Source organism: Curtobacterium sp. PhB142 (assembly GCF_004341255.1).
Lineage (GTDB): Bacteria > Actinomycetota > Actinomycetes > Actinomycetales > Microbacteriaceae > Curtobacterium.
Map to the genome: position 1 here is coordinate 45,436 of NZ_SLUT01000008.1, position 13,443 is coordinate 58,878.

Consider the following 13,443-nt stretch of genomic DNA (forward strand, 5'->3'; position numbering starts at 1 on the left):
AGGCGACGCGTGCTCGGGCCGTGCTCAGCCGGCGCTGACGCGGTAGACGTCGTAGACGGCGTCGATGCGTCGGACCGCGTTCAGCACCCGGTCGAGGTGGATGGTGTCACCCATCTCGAAGACGAACCGACTCAGCGCCAACCGGTCGGACGAGGTCGAGACCGTCGCCGACAGGATGTTGACGTGGTGGTCGGTGAGCACCCGGGTGACGTCGCTGAGCAGCCCCGACCGATCGAGCGCCTCGATCTGGATCTGCACGAGGAACACCGACTTCGACGACGGGGCCCACTCGACCTCGATCATCCGGTCGGGCTCGTTCATCAGGGACTTGACGTTCGTACACGACGACTGGTGCACCGAGACGCCCTGCCCGCGGGTGATGAACCCGACGATCTGGTCGCCCGGCACCGGGGTGCAGCACTTCGCGAGCTTCACCAGGATGTCCGGCGCACCGCGCACCAACACGCCGCTGTCGCTCGTGCGCAGCTGACGGCTCGTGACCTGGCGCGGGAACGTGAGCTCCGGCTCGTCGGTCTCCGTGTCGCTCTGGACGCTGCCCAGGACCTTCTCGATGACGGACTGCGTCGAGACGTGCCCCTCGCCGACCGCGGCGTACAGGGCCGAGACGTCGTCGTACCGCATCGACGAAGCGACCTCGGCGATGGTGTCCTGGCTCATGATCCGCTGGAGCGGCAGGTTCTGCTTGCGCACGGCGCGGGCGATGGCGTCGCGGCCCTGCTCGATCGCCTCTTCGCGGCGCTCCTTGGTGAACCACTGCTTGATCTTGTTGCGCGCACGCGGGCTCTTGACGAACTTCAGCCAGTCCTGCGACGGACCGGAATCGGGGTTCTTCGACGTGAAGATCTCGACGACGTCACCGCTCGACAGCGAGCTCTCGAGCGGGACGAGGCGGCCGTTGACCTTGGCGCCCATGGTGCGGTGCCCGACCTCGGTGTGCACGGCGTACGCGAAGTCCACCGGGGTGGCGCCGGCGGGCAGGCCGATGACCTTGCCCTGCGGCGTGAAGACGTAGGTCTCCTTCGCGCCGATCTCGTAGCGGAGCGAGTCGAGGAACTCCCCCGGGTCGCTCGTCTCGGCCTGCCAGTCGGTGATGTGCGCGAGCCACGCCATGTCCTGGTCGTCGGTGGTCGACGAGGTCCCGACGTCGCGGCCAGCGGCACGCTGCTTGTACTTCCAGTGCGCGGCGACACCGAACTCGGCGCGCTGGTGCATCTCGTGCGTGCGGATCTGGATCTCCACGGGGCGCCCCTGCGGCCCGAGCACGCTGGTGTGCAGCGACTGGTACAGGTTGAACTTCGGCGTCGCGATGTAGTCCTTGAACCGGCCGGGCAGCGGCGTCCACCGCGCGTGCACCGAACCGAGCATGGCGTAGCAGTCGCGCACCGTGGGCACGAGCACCCGGATGCCGACGAGGTCGTAGATCTCGTCGAACTCGCGACCCCGCACGATCATCTTCTGGTAGATCGAGTAGTACTGCTTCGGCCGCCCCATGACCTCGCCGCGGACCTTCGCTGCCTTCAAGTCCTTCTTGAGCGTGCCGATGACGTTCTGGACGAACTGCTCGCGCTTCGGCTGGCGTTCCTTGACCAGGCTGTCGATCTCGACGTAGAGCTTCGGGTGCAGGACCGCGAAGGACAGGTCCTCGAGCTCGAGCTTGATCATCTGGATGCCGAGCCGGTGCGCGAGGGGCGCGTAGATCTCGAGCGTCTCCTTCGCCTTGCGGGTGGCGGAGGTGGACTCGACGAAGCCCCAGGTGCGGGCGTTGTGCAGCCGGTCCGCGAGCTTGATGACCAGCACGCGGATGTCCTTCGACATCGCGATGACCATCTTGCGGACCGTCTCGGCCTGGGCGCTGTCGCCGTACTTGACCTTGTCGAGCTTCGTGACGCCGTCGACGAGCATGGCGATCTCGTCGCCGAAGTCGACCTGCAGCTGGTCGAGCTGGTAGTCGGTGTCCTCGACCGTGTCGTGGAGCAGCGCGGCGGCGATCGTGATCGGCCCGATGCCCAGGTCGGCCAGGATCTGGGCGACCGCGACGGGGTGTGTGATGTACGGCTCGCCGGACTTGCGCTTCTGACCGTCGTGCGCGCGCTCGGCGACGGAGTACGCGCGCTCGATGAGCGTGACGTCGGCCTTGGGGTGGTGCGAGCGCACCGTGCGGATCAGGGTGTCCACGGCGCCGGCCGGCTGGGCGCGGGAGAACAGACGCGGCAGCAGCGACCGGAGCGAACCGAGGTTGCCCGTCGTGTTCGGTCCGAGGGGGCTGGTCGGCCGCTGGGCGGAGCCGGGGCGGCTCGGCGCGGACGGCTCTTCGCGGGTGTCCGTCATGATGCGCCTCCCAGGACTCGATCCGAGAGCTCGATCCGAGCTCGATCCGCCAACACTACGCGTGTCCGGTCAGTGCTCGTGAACCGGTTCGCCCTGGGCGTCGCGGACCACCGGTGCGCCGGACTGCTCCCAGGCGACCATGCCGCCGGTCAGGTTGACCGCGGAGACGCCGGACTGTTCGAGTGCCGCCACCACCCGGGCCGAACGTGCACCCGAGTGGCAGACGATGATCGCGGGTTCGCCGCCGCCGTCGATCTCCTGCCAGCGGTTCACCAGCTCGGACATCGGGACGAGCGTGGCCTCGGGAGCGTGGACCTCGTCCCATTCCCCCTGCTCACGGACGTCGAACAACCGCGACCCCGACTCGAGCCGGCGACGCGCCTCGGCGACGTCGACCTCGGTGATCTCGATCGGCATCAGGCGGTCGCCTTCGCGTCGGCGTCGGCGTCGACCTCGCGCTGGCGCTTCTCGGCCGCCTGGATCTTCTTGGCGTCGGCCTGCTTGATCTTCGGCTCGTTCTCGCGCAGCTGGGCGTACATCGGCGACGCGATGAAGATCGTCGAGTAGGTGCCGACGATGATGCCGATGAACAGTGCGAGCGAGATGTCGCGGAGCGTGCCGGCACCGAGCACGTACGACCCGATGAACAGGATCGCCGCGACCGGCAGCAGCGCCACGACCGAGGTGTTGATCGAGCGGACGAGCGTCTGGTTCACCGCGAGGTTCACCGACTGCTTGAACGTGCGGATCGACTCCTGAGAGGTGTTCTCACGCACCTTGTCGAAGACCACCACGGTGTCGTAGAGCGAGTACCCGAGGATCGTCAGGAAGCCGATCACCGCCGCGGGCGTGACCTCGAGCCCGACGATGCCGTAGACACCGGCCGTGATCAACAGGTCGTGGACCAGCGCGGCCATCGCGGAGAGCGACATCTTCCAGGTGCGGAAGTACAGCGTCATGAAGACGGCGGCCAGGGCGAGGAAGATCACCAGACCGCGGATCGCCTGGGCGAGCACGTCGGCGCCCCACGTGGCACCGATGAACGTCGCGGCGACCTGGCTCTCCGGCACGTCGTACGCCTCGGCCAGGGCGTCCTGCACCTCGGTCGTCTGACGGTCGGTGAGCTGGCCGGTCTGCACGCGGATGCCGTGCGTCCCGAGCTGGGAGACGCGCGGGATCTCGTCCGAGACGACCCGCTCGACGGTGTCCGTCGCGATGCTCTGGTCGGTGTTCTTGACGTCCGACAAGGTGAACTCCGAACCACCGGTGAACTCGATGCCGAGCTGGTACCCACCACGCAGCCACGGGGTGGCGAGAGAGATCACGATCATGATGAGCGCGATGAGGTACCAGGTCTTGCGTCGTCCGATGATGTCGTACGACCGCTTGCCCGTGTAGAGGTCGCTGCCGAACTGGCTGAAGCTGGCCATCAGTCGTCCTTCCCGTCCGGCGTCGAGCCGTTGTCGCCGGAGGCCTGCTGGGCCTTCCGTTCCGCGATCGTCTGTCGGCGCTGCGCCTCACCGGCACTGCGCTGGCGCTTGCCGTCCACCACGGGGGCGCGGAACTGCGCACGCCCCTTGTAGACCGCACCGAGCGCCGCTGGGTCGAGCCCGCTGAACTTGTGCCCCTCGCCGAAGAACCGGGTGCGGGAGATGAGCTGCATCATCGGGTGGGTGAAGAGCGCGACCACCACGATGTCGATCAGCGTCGTGAGGAGCAGCGTGAACGCGAAGCCCTTCACGTCGGCGACCGCGAGCACGTACAGGGTGACGGCGGCGAGGAAGTTCACCGCGTCGGACGCCAGGATCGTGCGGAGTGCGCGCTTCCAGCCGGACTCGACCGCACTCTCGAGTGCGCGACCGTCGCGGAGTTCGTCACGGATGCGTTCGAAGTAGACGATGAACGAGTCCGCCGTGATGCCGATCGCGACGATCAGACCCGCCACACCCGCCAAGGACAGGCGGTAGTCGACGCGCCAGGACATGATCGCGATGACCAGGTAGGTCAGGACGGCGGCCACCCCGAGCGAGAGCACCGTGACGAACGCGAGCGCCCGGTACTGGATGACGGAGTAGATGATCACCAGGCCGAGGCCGATCAGGCCCGCGACGAGACCACCGATGAGCTGCGCCGTTCCGAGCGTCGCCGAGATGTTCTCGTTCGACTGCACCTGGAAGTTGATCGGCAGCGCACCGTACTTGAGCTGGTCGGCGAGCGTCTTCGACGACTCGGCCGTGAACGAGCCGGTGATCTGCGCCTTGCCGTTGGTGATGGCGGAGTTCGTGGACGGGGCCGTGATGACCGAGCCGTCCAGCACGATCGCGAACTGGTTCTGCGGTGCCTGCAGCGAGACGAGGCGGTTCGTGACGGTGCGGAAGTCCTTCGTGCCCTGGCCGTCGAAGGTCAGGTTGACGGCCCACTGGCCCGTCGACGTGCCCTGGGAGTCGGTGGCCAGACCCGAGGTGGCGTTGCTGATGTTCGCACCGGAGACCTCGACCGGGCCGAGGATGTACTTCGACGCACCGTCGGCGTCGCACGTGACGAGGGGCTCGTCGTCCGGCGCCGAGGTGACGTCGTCCGGAGCCGCGCAGTTGTAGTTGGTGTACAGGTCCTGCAGCGCCGGGGTGATCCAGTTGACGTCGCTGGCGTTCGTCGGCTTCGCGCTCGGCGTCGCCGCGAGCGATGCGGGCGGCGAGTACGGCGTCGGCGAGGCGGTGGACTTCCCGTCGTCACCGACGGCGGAGTTCGTCGCGGCCTCGGTGAAGAGCACGGGGCGGAACGTCAGCTTCGCCGCTGCTTCGATGCGGTCGATCGTGGCCTTGTCGGGCCGGCCGGGGATCGACACGACGATGTTGTTCGCACCCTGCGTGTTGATCTCGGTCTCGGAGACGCCGGTGGCGTTGATGCGCTGGCGGATGATCTCCACCGCCTGCTGCAGCTGCTGCGAGGTGACCGAGTCGCCCTCAGTGTTCTGCGCCGCGAGGGTCAGCTGCGTGCCGCCCTGCAGGTCGAGTGCGAGCTCCGGTACCCAGCTCGCGCCCTGGTACCACTTGTCCGTGTCGTCCTTCGAGCTGCCGGCGAGGATCGTCGCGGCGGTGTTCAGGCCGGCGAGGATCGCCATCAGGATCACCAACCAGGTGAGCGAGCGCAGCGCCTTCTTGACGGGTGTCGATCGTGCCACCGGTCGTCTCGTCTTTCTGTTCAGGACCGTCGGCGCTCAGGCACGACGGCAGAGGGAAGCCGCCGGGTCAGACGACCCGGCGGCCGAGGGCGTCAGTCGTCGGACTTGCGCTTCGAGTCGGTCTCGTCGAGGCGGTCGTTGTCGACCCGCTCGCCGTAGACCGGCTCCCCGTTGAGTTCGGCGACGGGCTTCGCCTCGTCCTCCGGCGTCGCGGTGGTCTCGATGTCGGAGGCGCTGTCGTCGACGACGCGCGACAGGGTCTGGCGGTGCACGGTGACGACGGTGCCGGGGGCGATCTCGACGTCGGCGGTGACCTTCTCGTCGTCGACGGAGAGGAGCGTGCCGTACAGGCCGAAGGACAGCATCACGCGAGCACCCGGCACCATCTTGGTGGCGAGCTCGCCCTGCTGCTTCTTGCGCTTGCGGCTGTTGTAGAACATGAAGGCCGCGAACGCCACGACGATGACGATGAGGATGACTTCTTGACCCATGATGCAGTTGCCTTCTCTGGTTGCTCGGTTTCGGGCCGTAGCAGTCTAGGGCACGCCACTGTGCGTGGCATGTCACCCGACCGATCGGCCGCTAGTCGGTGGTGTCGGTGTCGTCGAACAGGCCCGGGAGCGGCCCGACGCCCTGCCCCGGGGTGAGGCCGAGGTGCCGCCACGCGACCGGGGTCGCGATGCGGCCGCGCGGGGTGCGCGTGACCAGACCGACCCGGACGAGGAAGGGTTCGACGACCGACTCGATGGTCTCGGACTCTTCTCCGACCGAGACCGCGAGGGTGTTCAGCCCCACCGGTCCGCCGTCGAAGCGGGTCAGCATGATCTCGACCACGGCGCGGTCGAGGCGGTCGAGCCCGAGCTCGTCGACGTCGTACAGGTCGAGTGCACCCTGGACGGCCGCCATGCCGTCGGTGGTGCGGTGCACGAGGGCGTAGTCGCGGACCCGGCGGAGCAGCCGGTTCGCGATGCGCGGGGTGCCCCGGGAACGCCCGGCGATCTCCCGCAGCGCCGATCGGTCGATGTCGAGCTCGAGCAGGTGCGCGGCGCGGATCAGGACCTGTTCGAGTTCGTCCTTCTCGTAGAACTCGAGGTGCGCCGTGAAGCCGAAGCGGTCGCGGAGCGGGTTGGGCAGCAGGCCGGCGCGGGTGGTGGCACCGACCAGGGTGAACGGCGCGAGGTCGAGCGGGATGCTCGTCGCGCCGGCGCCCTTGCCCACCATGACGTCGATCCGGAAGTCCTCCATCGCCAGGTAGAGCATCTCTTCAGCCGAGCGCGCCATCCGGTGGATCTCGTCGATGAACAGGACCTCGCCCGGCACGAGCGACGACAGGACGGCAGCCAGGTCGCCCGCGTGCTGGATCGCCGGACCGCTCGACATCCGCAACGGACGCCCGGTCTCGTGCGCGACGATCATCGCCAGCGTGGTCTTGCCGAGGCCGGGAGGACCCGCCATCAGGATGTGGTCCGGGGTGCGGTCCTGCATGCCCGCGGCTTTGAGCAGCAGGTCGAGCTGCCCGCGCACCTTCCGCTGGCCGACGAACTCGTCGAGCGACCGCGGCCGGAGTGCACCTTCGAACGCGAGTTCTTCCTGCGACTCGGCTCCGGCGGACGTGATGCCGCTCATCGACCGGCACCGGCGGGCCGGAGCGCACCGAGCGCGGCGCGGAGCAGCGCCTGCGTGCCCATGGCTGCGGCCCCTGGCTCGTTCGCGACGGTCTCGTCGACGGCGGTCTGTGCTGCGTCCTCGCGCCAGCCGAGGCCGATCAGTGCGGAGACGACGTCGGTCGCGGCCGGGTGGGCAGCAGTGCCACGACCGGCGGTGACCACGGCGGCCTGCTCGAACGCGGCGAGCTTGCCGGTGAGCGCGAGGATGATGAGCTTCGCGGTCTTCGGGCCGATGCCGGAGACCTTGCGGAAGGCGCCGTCGTCGTCCTTCGCCACGGCGTTCGCGACCTGCGACGGGTCCATGTGGGCCAGGACGCCCATCGCGGACTTGGGCCCGACACCCGTGACGCTGCGCAGCAGGTCGAACACCTGGAGGGCGTCGGTCGACTCGAAGCCGAAGAGCAGGTGCTCGTCTTCGCGCACGATCATCGCGGTGCGGACGAACACCTCGGACCCGTGGCGCATCGTCAGTGCGTGGGCCGGGGTCACGGTGACGGCGTACCCGACTCCCCCGGCCTCGATCACCACGCCGGAACCGGCGATGTCGATGCAGGTACCCCGGAGACTCGCGATCATGCCCCGAGCCTACGGCCGCCCACCGACGCGGCCGACGAGCCACGCGGTCGGGCCGCGGCAGCGGCCGCACGGGCGAGCGGGGAGTCGACGGTGCCGCCCTGTGCGTCGCGCCACGCGCGTTGTGCCGGGGTGAGGTTCGTGGCACGTTCGCCGGCGACGTCAGGTGATCCGAGCCTCCAGGCATGGCACACGGCCAGCGCGAGCGCATCGGCGGCGTCGGCCGGCTTCGGGGCCTCGGCGAGACCGAGCACGCGCGCGATCATGGTCTGCACCTGGCGCTTGTCGGCGTTGCCGTAGCCGGTGACGGCCGCCTTGACCTCGGACGGCGTGTGCAGGCCGACGGGCAGCCCGCGGGCCGCCGCGGCGTGCAGCGCGAGCCCGGCCGCCTGGGCGGTGCCCATCACGGTGCGGACGTTCGCCTGCGCGAACACGCGCTCGACGGCGACCGCATCCGGGTGGTGCTCGTCGATCTCGGCGGCGATGCCGTCGGCGATGCGGAGCAGCCGCTGCTCGAGCGGCATGTCCGCCGGGGTGCGCACGACCGTCACGTGGACGAGCCGTGCGCGCCGGTTCGGTGCGACCTCGACGACGCCGACGCCGCACCGGGTGAGCCCGGGGTCCACCCCGAGCACACGGAGCACGGCTACTCGCCCTCGTCCTCGTCGAGCTCGGCCTGGACGTCCGCCGGCACGTCGAAGTTGGCGTAGACGTTCTGCACGTCGTCGCTGTCCTCGAGTGCGTCGATCAGGCGGAAGACCTTGCGGGCGGTCTCGGCGTCGACCGGCACCTTGAGGCCGGGGACGAACTCGGCGTCGGCCGAGTCGTAGTCGATGCCGGCGTCCTGCAGCGCGGTGCGTGCCGCGACGAGGTCGCTCGCCTCGGTGATGATCTCGAAGCCGCCGCCCTGGTCGATGACGTCCTCGACACCGGCGTCGAGTACGGCGGTCATGACGGTGTCCTCGTCGAGGCCGTCGGTCTTCGTGACCGAGATGACGCCCTTGCGCGAGAAGTTGTAGGCGACGCTGCCCGGGTCGGCCATGGTGCCACCGTTGCGGGACATCGCCGTCCGGACCTCGGCCGCTGCGCGGTTCTTGTTGTCGGTGAGGCACTCGATCAGCATCGCGACGCCGTTCGGGGCGTAGCCCTCGTACATGATCGTCGTGTACTCGATCGACTCACCGGTCAGGCCGGCACCGCGCTTGACGGCGCGGTCGATGTTGTCGTTCGGGACCGAGGTCTTCTTGGCCTTCTGGATCGCGTCGACCAGCGTCGGGTTGCCCGACAGATCGGCGCCGCCCATCTTCGCGGCGACCTCGATGTTCTTGATGAGCTTGGCGAACGACTTGGCACGGCGGCCGTCGATGACGGCCTTCTTGTGCTTGGTCGTCGCCCACTTGGAATGCCCGGACACGGTTCTCCTTGCGTCTTGCGGAAAGTCGGGGTCAGTTTACCCAGCCGGGAGGCCCGGCGCCGCCCCGCCCCGCCGGTGCGGGCACGCAGGTGTCCGGGCCCAGGGCCCGCGGGCGGTCGTGCCCAGAGCCCGGGGCCGCGTCAGGCGCTGCGCACCATGGCGAGAAAGCGGCGGTGGAAGCGGTCCTCGCCGGCGACCTCGGGGTGGAACGCACTGGCGAGGACGTTGCCCTGCTGCACCGCGACGACCTGCCCGTCCGCCAGTGCGCCGAGGACCTGGACACCGGGGCCGTGCTGCTCCACCACCGGGGCACGGATGAAGACCGCGTGCACGGGGGCGTCACCGAGCTCGGGCATCGGGACGTCGACCTCGAACGAGTCGTTCTGGCTGCCGAACGCGTTCCGACGAACCGTGGTGTCGAGCACGTCGAGGGTCTGCTGGCCGCTGATGCCGTCGGTGATCCGCGACGACAGCATGATCATGCCGGCGCACGTGCCGTACGTCGGCAGGCCGTCGCGGATGGCAGCAGCGAGGGGCTCGGCGACGCCGAACGCCCGGGACAGTTTGTCCATCACGCTCGACTCGCCGCCGGGGATCACGACGCCGTCGAGCGCCGCGATCTCCTCGGGGCGACGGAGCGGCACCACGTCGGCGCCGAGCTCCGTCAACGAGGCGATGTGCTCGCGGAAGTCACCCTGCAGTGCCAGGACCCCGATGCGGGGCCGAGCACTGCTCGTCGTGCTACCAGCCACGCTCGGCGAGGCGGTGCGGTGCGGGAACGTCGGCGACGTTGATGCCGACCATCGCCTCGCCCAGACCACGCGAGACCTCGGCGATGACCTTGGGGTCGTCGTGGAAGGTGACGGCCTTGACGATCGCCGCGGCACGCTTCGCCGGGTCGCCGGACTTGAAGATCCCGGAGCCGACGAACACGCCGTCCGCGCCGAGCTGCATCATCATCGCGGCGTCGGCCGGGGTGGCGACGCCACCGGCGGTGAAGAGCACGACGGGGAGCTTGCCGGTGCGGGCGACCTCGCGCACGATCTCGAACGGCGCCTGCAGTTCCTTGGCGGCGACGTAGAGCTCGTCTTCCTTGAGGTGGCGCAGCGCCGCGATCTCCTTGTTGATCGTGCGGATGTGCTTCGTGGCCTCGGACACGTCACCCGTGCCGGCCTCGCCCTTGGAACGGATCATCGCAGCGCCCTCGGTGATGCGACGGAGCGCCTCGCCCAGCTCGGTGGCACCGCAGACGAACGGCGTGGTGAAGTTCCACTTGTCGATGTGGTTGACGTAGTCGGCGGGCGAGAGCACCTCGGACTCGTCGATGTAGTCGACGCCGAGCTCCTGCAGGATCTGCGCCTCGACGAAGTGGCCGATGCGGGCCTTCGCCATGACGGGGATCGACACGGCCGCGATGATCTCCTCGATCATCGACGGGTCGGACATGCGGGCGACGCCGCCCTGTGCGCGGATGTCGGCGGGGACACGCTCGAGGGCCATGACCGCGGTCGCGCCGGCTTCTTCCGCGATGCGGGCCTGCTCGGCGTCGACGACGTCCATGATGACGCCGCCCTTGAGCATCTCGGCGAGGCCGCGCTTGACGCGGTCGGAGCCGGTGATCGAGGTGCCAGGGGTGCCGGAGGTGCTGGTGCTGTCGCTCATGATGCCGATCAGTCTAGTCCGCTGCCGGCCAGCCCTCGGCGACCAGTCGGCGGGTGTCCCCGAGCATCTGGGACATCGACTTCGTCCGCGCGATGATCGGGAAGAAGTTCGCGTCGGACTGCCACCGCGGCACGATGTGCTGGTGCAGGTGTGCGGCGATGCCGGCCCCCGCGACCTCGCCCTGGTTCATGCCGATGTTGAAGCCGTCGCAGTGCGACACGGCGCGCAGGACCCGCATCGCGGTCTGGGTCAGCTCGCCCATCTCGCGCAGCTCGTCCGGCGTGGCCTCGTCGTACAGCGGCACGTGGCGGTACGGGCAGACCAGCAGGTGTCCGTTGTTGTACGGGAACAGGTTGAGCAGCACGTAGGCGTGCTCGCCCCGGGCGACGATGAGGGCGTCCTCGTCGGACTTCCGCGGTGCCTCGCAGAACGGGCAGTCGTCTGCGTGCCCGCGGCCCGTGCCCTCGCGCCCGGCGTCGATGTACGCCATCCGGTGCGGGTTCCACAGGCGCTGGAAGGCATCCGGGACGGCCGCACCGGTGGCGGCGTCCCGGATGACCAGCGGGTCCTGCTCGTCCGTCATCAGACCTGCGCGCGCTCGCGGATCGCCGTCAGGATGCGGTCGACCGCTTCGTCCACGGGTACGGCGTTGTCCTGGCGCCCGTCACGGAAGCGGAACGACACCGCACCGGCGTCGCGGTCGTCGCCGCCGGCGATGAGCTGGAACGGCACCTTCGCCTTGGTGTGCGTGCGGATCTTCTTCTGCATGCGGTCGTCCGAGTGGTCGACCTCGGCGCGGACGCCGTACGACCGGAGCTTCGCGATGACCTCGTCGAGGTAGTCGCCGTACTCGGCCGCGACGGGGATGCCGACGACCTGCACCGGCGACAGCCAGGCCGGGAACGCGCCGGCGTAGTGCTCGGTCAGCACGCCGAAGAACCGCTCGATCGAGCCGAACAGCGCACGGTGGATCATCACCGGGCGCTGGCGGGAGCCGTCGGCCGCGGTGTAGTCGATGCCGAAGCGCTCGGGCAGGTTGAAGTCGAGCTGCACGGTCGACATCTGCCAGGTCCGGCCGATGGCGTCGCGAGCCTGCACCGAGATCTTCGGGCCGTAGAAGGCGGCTCCGGCGGGATCGGGCACGAGCTCGAGACCGGACTCCTCGGCGACCTCGCGCAGGGTGTTCGTCGCGACGTCCCACACCTCGTCGTCACCGACGTACTTCTCCGGGTCCTTCGTCGAGAGCTCGAGGTAGAAGTCGTCGAGGCCGTAGTCGCGCAGCAGCGACAGCACGAACTCGAGGGTGGTGGTCAGCTCCTCCTTCATCTTCTCCTGCGTGGTGAAGATGTGCGCGTCGTCCTGGGTCATGCCACGGACCCGGGTGAGGCCGTGGATGACGCCGGACTTCTCGTTGCGGTAGACCGTGCCGAACTCGAACATCCGGAGCGGCAGGTCGCGGTACGAACGCGGCTGCGACCGGTACGCCAGGATGTGCATCGGGCAGTTCATCGGCTTGAGGTAGTAGTCGGCTCCCTGACGCGTGACGTTGCCGTCCTCGTCCTTCGCCTCGTCCATGTGCATGGCCGGGAACATGCCGTCCTTGTACCAGCCGAGGTGCCCGGAGGTCTCGAACAGGTCGCCCTTGGTGATGTGCGGCGTGTAGACGAACGAGTAACCGTTCTCCTCGTGCCGACGGCGCGAGTAGTCCTCCATCTCGCGGCGGATGATGCCGCCCTTCGGGTGGAAGATCGCCAGGCCGGAACCGATCTCGTCGGGGAACGAGAACAGGTCGAGTTCGGCACCGAGCTTGCGGTGGTCGCGCTTGGCGGCTTCTTCGAGGCGCACCAGGTACGCCTTGAGCTGGTCCTTGTCGGGCCAGGCGGTGCCGTAGATGCGCTGCAGCTGCGGGTTCTTCTCGGAGCCGCGCCAGTAGGCAGCGGCGACGCGCATGAGCTTCGCGGCGTTGCCGATCCAGCGGGTGTGCGGCACGTGCGGGCCCCGGCAGAGGTCCTGCCAGACGACCTCGCCCGACTTCGGGTCGACGTTCTCGTACACGGTGAGCTCGCCGGCGCCGACCTCGACGCTCTCGCCGGAGTCGCCGTCGGTCGCCGCACCCTTGAGCCCGATGAGCTCCTGCTTGTACGGCTCCCCCGCCATCAGCTCGCGTGCCTGCTCGTCGGTGACGACCACGCGGCGGAAGCGCTGGGCCTGCTTGACGATGCGGTCCATGCCCTTCTCGATCGCCTTGAGGTCCTCGGGGGTGAAGGGCTCGGCGACGTCGAAGTCGTAGTAGAAGCCGTCGGTGACGGGCGGCCCGATGCCGAGCTTGGCCTCGGGGTTGATCTGCTGGACGGCCTGCGCGAGCACGTGCGCGGCCGAGTGACGGAGGATGTCGAGCCCGTCCTGCTCCTGCAGGGTGACGGCCTCGGCGGTCTCGCCGGCAGCGACGTCGGCAGCGAGGTCCTTCAGGACACCGTCGACGCGGATCGCGACGACGCCGCGCTCACCGTCGAAGAGCTCGGTGCCCGTCGTGGTCGTCGTCGCGGTGCGGGGCTCGGGTGCCTGGGGCACGGCTGCGGGCTCGGCGCTCTCCGGCG

The 13,443-nt window shown here is 69.1% G+C and carries 13 protein-coding genes; all 13 read right to left on the reverse strand.

The genetic code is table 11. The features are described 5' to 3' along the window. Positions 1 to 24: 24 nt before the first annotated feature. The 13 genes from EDF31_RS15670 to thrS all read right to left on the reverse strand — a co-directional run bounded on the left by EDF31_RS15670 (position 25) and on the right by thrS (position 13,417). On the reverse strand, positions 25 to 2,349 hold the full coding sequence (locus EDF31_RS15670) for a bifunctional (p)ppGpp synthetase/guanosine-3',5'-bis(diphosphate) 3'-pyrophosphohydrolase (RefSeq protein ID WP_228505676.1): 2,325 nt from the start codon (positions 2,347 to 2,349) through the stop codon (positions 25 to 27). 69 nt (positions 2,350 to 2,418) lie between these two features. Continuing rightward, positions 2,419 to 2,766: a rhodanese-like domain-containing protein gene (locus tag EDF31_RS15675; protein ID WP_131846808.1), complete on the reverse strand. Its 348-nt coding sequence runs from the start codon at positions 2,764 to 2,766 to the stop codon at positions 2,419 to 2,421. Beyond that, positions 2,766 to 3,779 carry a protein translocase subunit SecF gene (gene secF / locus EDF31_RS15680; RefSeq protein ID WP_131846809.1) on the reverse strand — a complete coding sequence of 338 codons (1,014 nt, stop codon included), beginning with the start codon at positions 3,777 to 3,779 and terminating at the stop codon, positions 2,766 to 2,768. The genes EDF31_RS15675 and secF overlap by 1 nt, the downstream gene beginning before the upstream one ends. Then, on the reverse strand, positions 3,779 to 5,530 hold the full coding sequence (gene secD / locus EDF31_RS15685; RefSeq protein ID WP_123292812.1) for a protein translocase subunit SecD: 1,752 nt from the start codon (positions 5,528 to 5,530) through the stop codon (positions 3,779 to 3,781). The genes secF and secD overlap by 1 nt, the downstream gene beginning before the upstream one ends. 92 nt (positions 5,531 to 5,622) lie before the next feature. After that, a complete protein-coding gene (locus tag EDF31_RS15690) occupies positions 5,623 to 6,021 on the reverse strand; it encodes a preprotein translocase subunit YajC (protein WP_111084040.1) in 399 nt (132 codons plus the stop codon). Between the two features lie 91 nt (positions 6,022 to 6,112). Next, complete coding sequence (gene ruvB / locus EDF31_RS15695) at positions 6,113 to 7,156, reverse strand: Holliday junction branch migration DNA helicase RuvB (protein ID WP_111084041.1); 1,044 nt, start codon at positions 7,154 to 7,156, stop codon at positions 6,113 to 6,115. Continuing rightward, the gene (ruvA, locus tag EDF31_RS15700) at positions 7,153 to 7,773 is read right to left on the reverse strand and encodes a Holliday junction branch migration protein RuvA (RefSeq protein WP_111084042.1); all 621 of its coding nucleotides are present in this window, start codon (positions 7,771 to 7,773) and stop codon (positions 7,153 to 7,155) included. Before ruvA ends, ruvB begins: the two co-directional genes overlap by 4 nt. After that, positions 7,770 to 8,414, reverse strand: coding sequence for a crossover junction endodeoxyribonuclease RuvC (gene ruvC, locus EDF31_RS15705; protein WP_111084043.1), 645 nt, complete (start codon positions 8,412 to 8,414; stop codon positions 7,770 to 7,772). The genes ruvA and ruvC overlap by 4 nt, the downstream gene beginning before the upstream one ends. 2 nt (positions 8,415 to 8,416) lie before the next feature. After that, entirely contained in the window at positions 8,417 to 9,184 is a 768-nt protein-coding gene (locus tag EDF31_RS15710; RefSeq protein WP_111084044.1) for a YebC/PmpR family DNA-binding transcriptional regulator, read from the reverse strand. A 140-nt stretch (positions 9,185 to 9,324) separates the two neighbouring features. Continuing rightward, the gene (gene pdxT / locus EDF31_RS15715) at positions 9,325 to 9,936 is read right to left on the reverse strand and encodes a pyridoxal 5'-phosphate synthase glutaminase subunit PdxT (RefSeq protein ID WP_131846810.1); all 612 of its coding nucleotides are present in this window, start codon (positions 9,934 to 9,936) and stop codon (positions 9,325 to 9,327) included. Beyond that, the gene (gene pdxS / locus EDF31_RS15720; RefSeq protein ID WP_123292809.1) at positions 9,926 to 10,846 is read right to left on the reverse strand and encodes a pyridoxal 5'-phosphate synthase lyase subunit PdxS; all 921 of its coding nucleotides are present in this window, start codon (positions 10,844 to 10,846) and stop codon (positions 9,926 to 9,928) included. Before pdxS ends, pdxT begins: the two co-directional genes overlap by 11 nt. A gap of 13 nt (positions 10,847 to 10,859) precedes the next feature. After that, on the reverse strand, positions 10,860 to 11,429 hold the full coding sequence (locus EDF31_RS15725; RefSeq protein WP_123671781.1) for an HIT domain-containing protein: 570 nt from the start codon (positions 11,427 to 11,429) through the stop codon (positions 10,860 to 10,862). Beyond that, the gene (thrS, locus tag EDF31_RS15730) at positions 11,429 to 13,417 is read right to left on the reverse strand and encodes a threonine--tRNA ligase (protein ID WP_131846907.1); all 1,989 of its coding nucleotides are present in this window, start codon (positions 13,415 to 13,417) and stop codon (positions 11,429 to 11,431) included. The genes EDF31_RS15725 and thrS overlap by 1 nt, the downstream gene beginning before the upstream one ends. Positions 13,418 to 13,443 lie beyond the last annotated feature (26 nt).

What these genes read in the sequence shown, in the direction of transcription:
- EDF31_RS15670 (WP_228505676.1), bottom strand. Translation starts at nt 2,349, where the DNA reads ATGACGGACACCCGCGAAGAGCCGTCCGCGCCGAGCCGCCCCGGCTCC.
- EDF31_RS15675 (WP_131846808.1), bottom strand. Translation starts at nt 2,766, where the DNA reads ATGCCGATCGAGATCACCGAGGTCGACGTCGCCGAGGCGCGTCGCCGG.
- secF (WP_131846809.1), bottom strand. Translation starts at nt 3,779, where the DNA reads ATGGCCAGCTTCAGCCAGTTCGGCAGCGACCTCTACACGGGCAAGCGG.
- EDF31_RS15690 (WP_111084040.1), bottom strand. Translation starts at nt 6,021, where the DNA reads ATGGGTCAAGAAGTCATCCTCATCGTCATCGTCGTGGCGTTCGCGGCC.
- ruvB (WP_111084041.1), bottom strand. Translation starts at nt 7,156, where the DNA reads ATGAGCGGCATCACGTCCGCCGGAGCCGAGTCGCAGGAAGAACTCGCG.
- ruvA (WP_111084042.1), bottom strand. Translation starts at nt 7,773, where the DNA reads ATGATCGCGAGTCTCCGGGGTACCTGCATCGACATCGCCGGTTCCGGC.
- pdxS (WP_123292809.1), bottom strand. Translation starts at nt 10,846, where the DNA reads ATGAGCGACAGCACCAGCACCTCCGGCACCCCTGGCACCTCGATCACC.
- EDF31_RS15725 (WP_123671781.1), bottom strand. Translation starts at nt 11,429, where the DNA reads ATGACGGACGAGCAGGACCCGCTGGTCATCCGGGACGCCGCCACCGGT.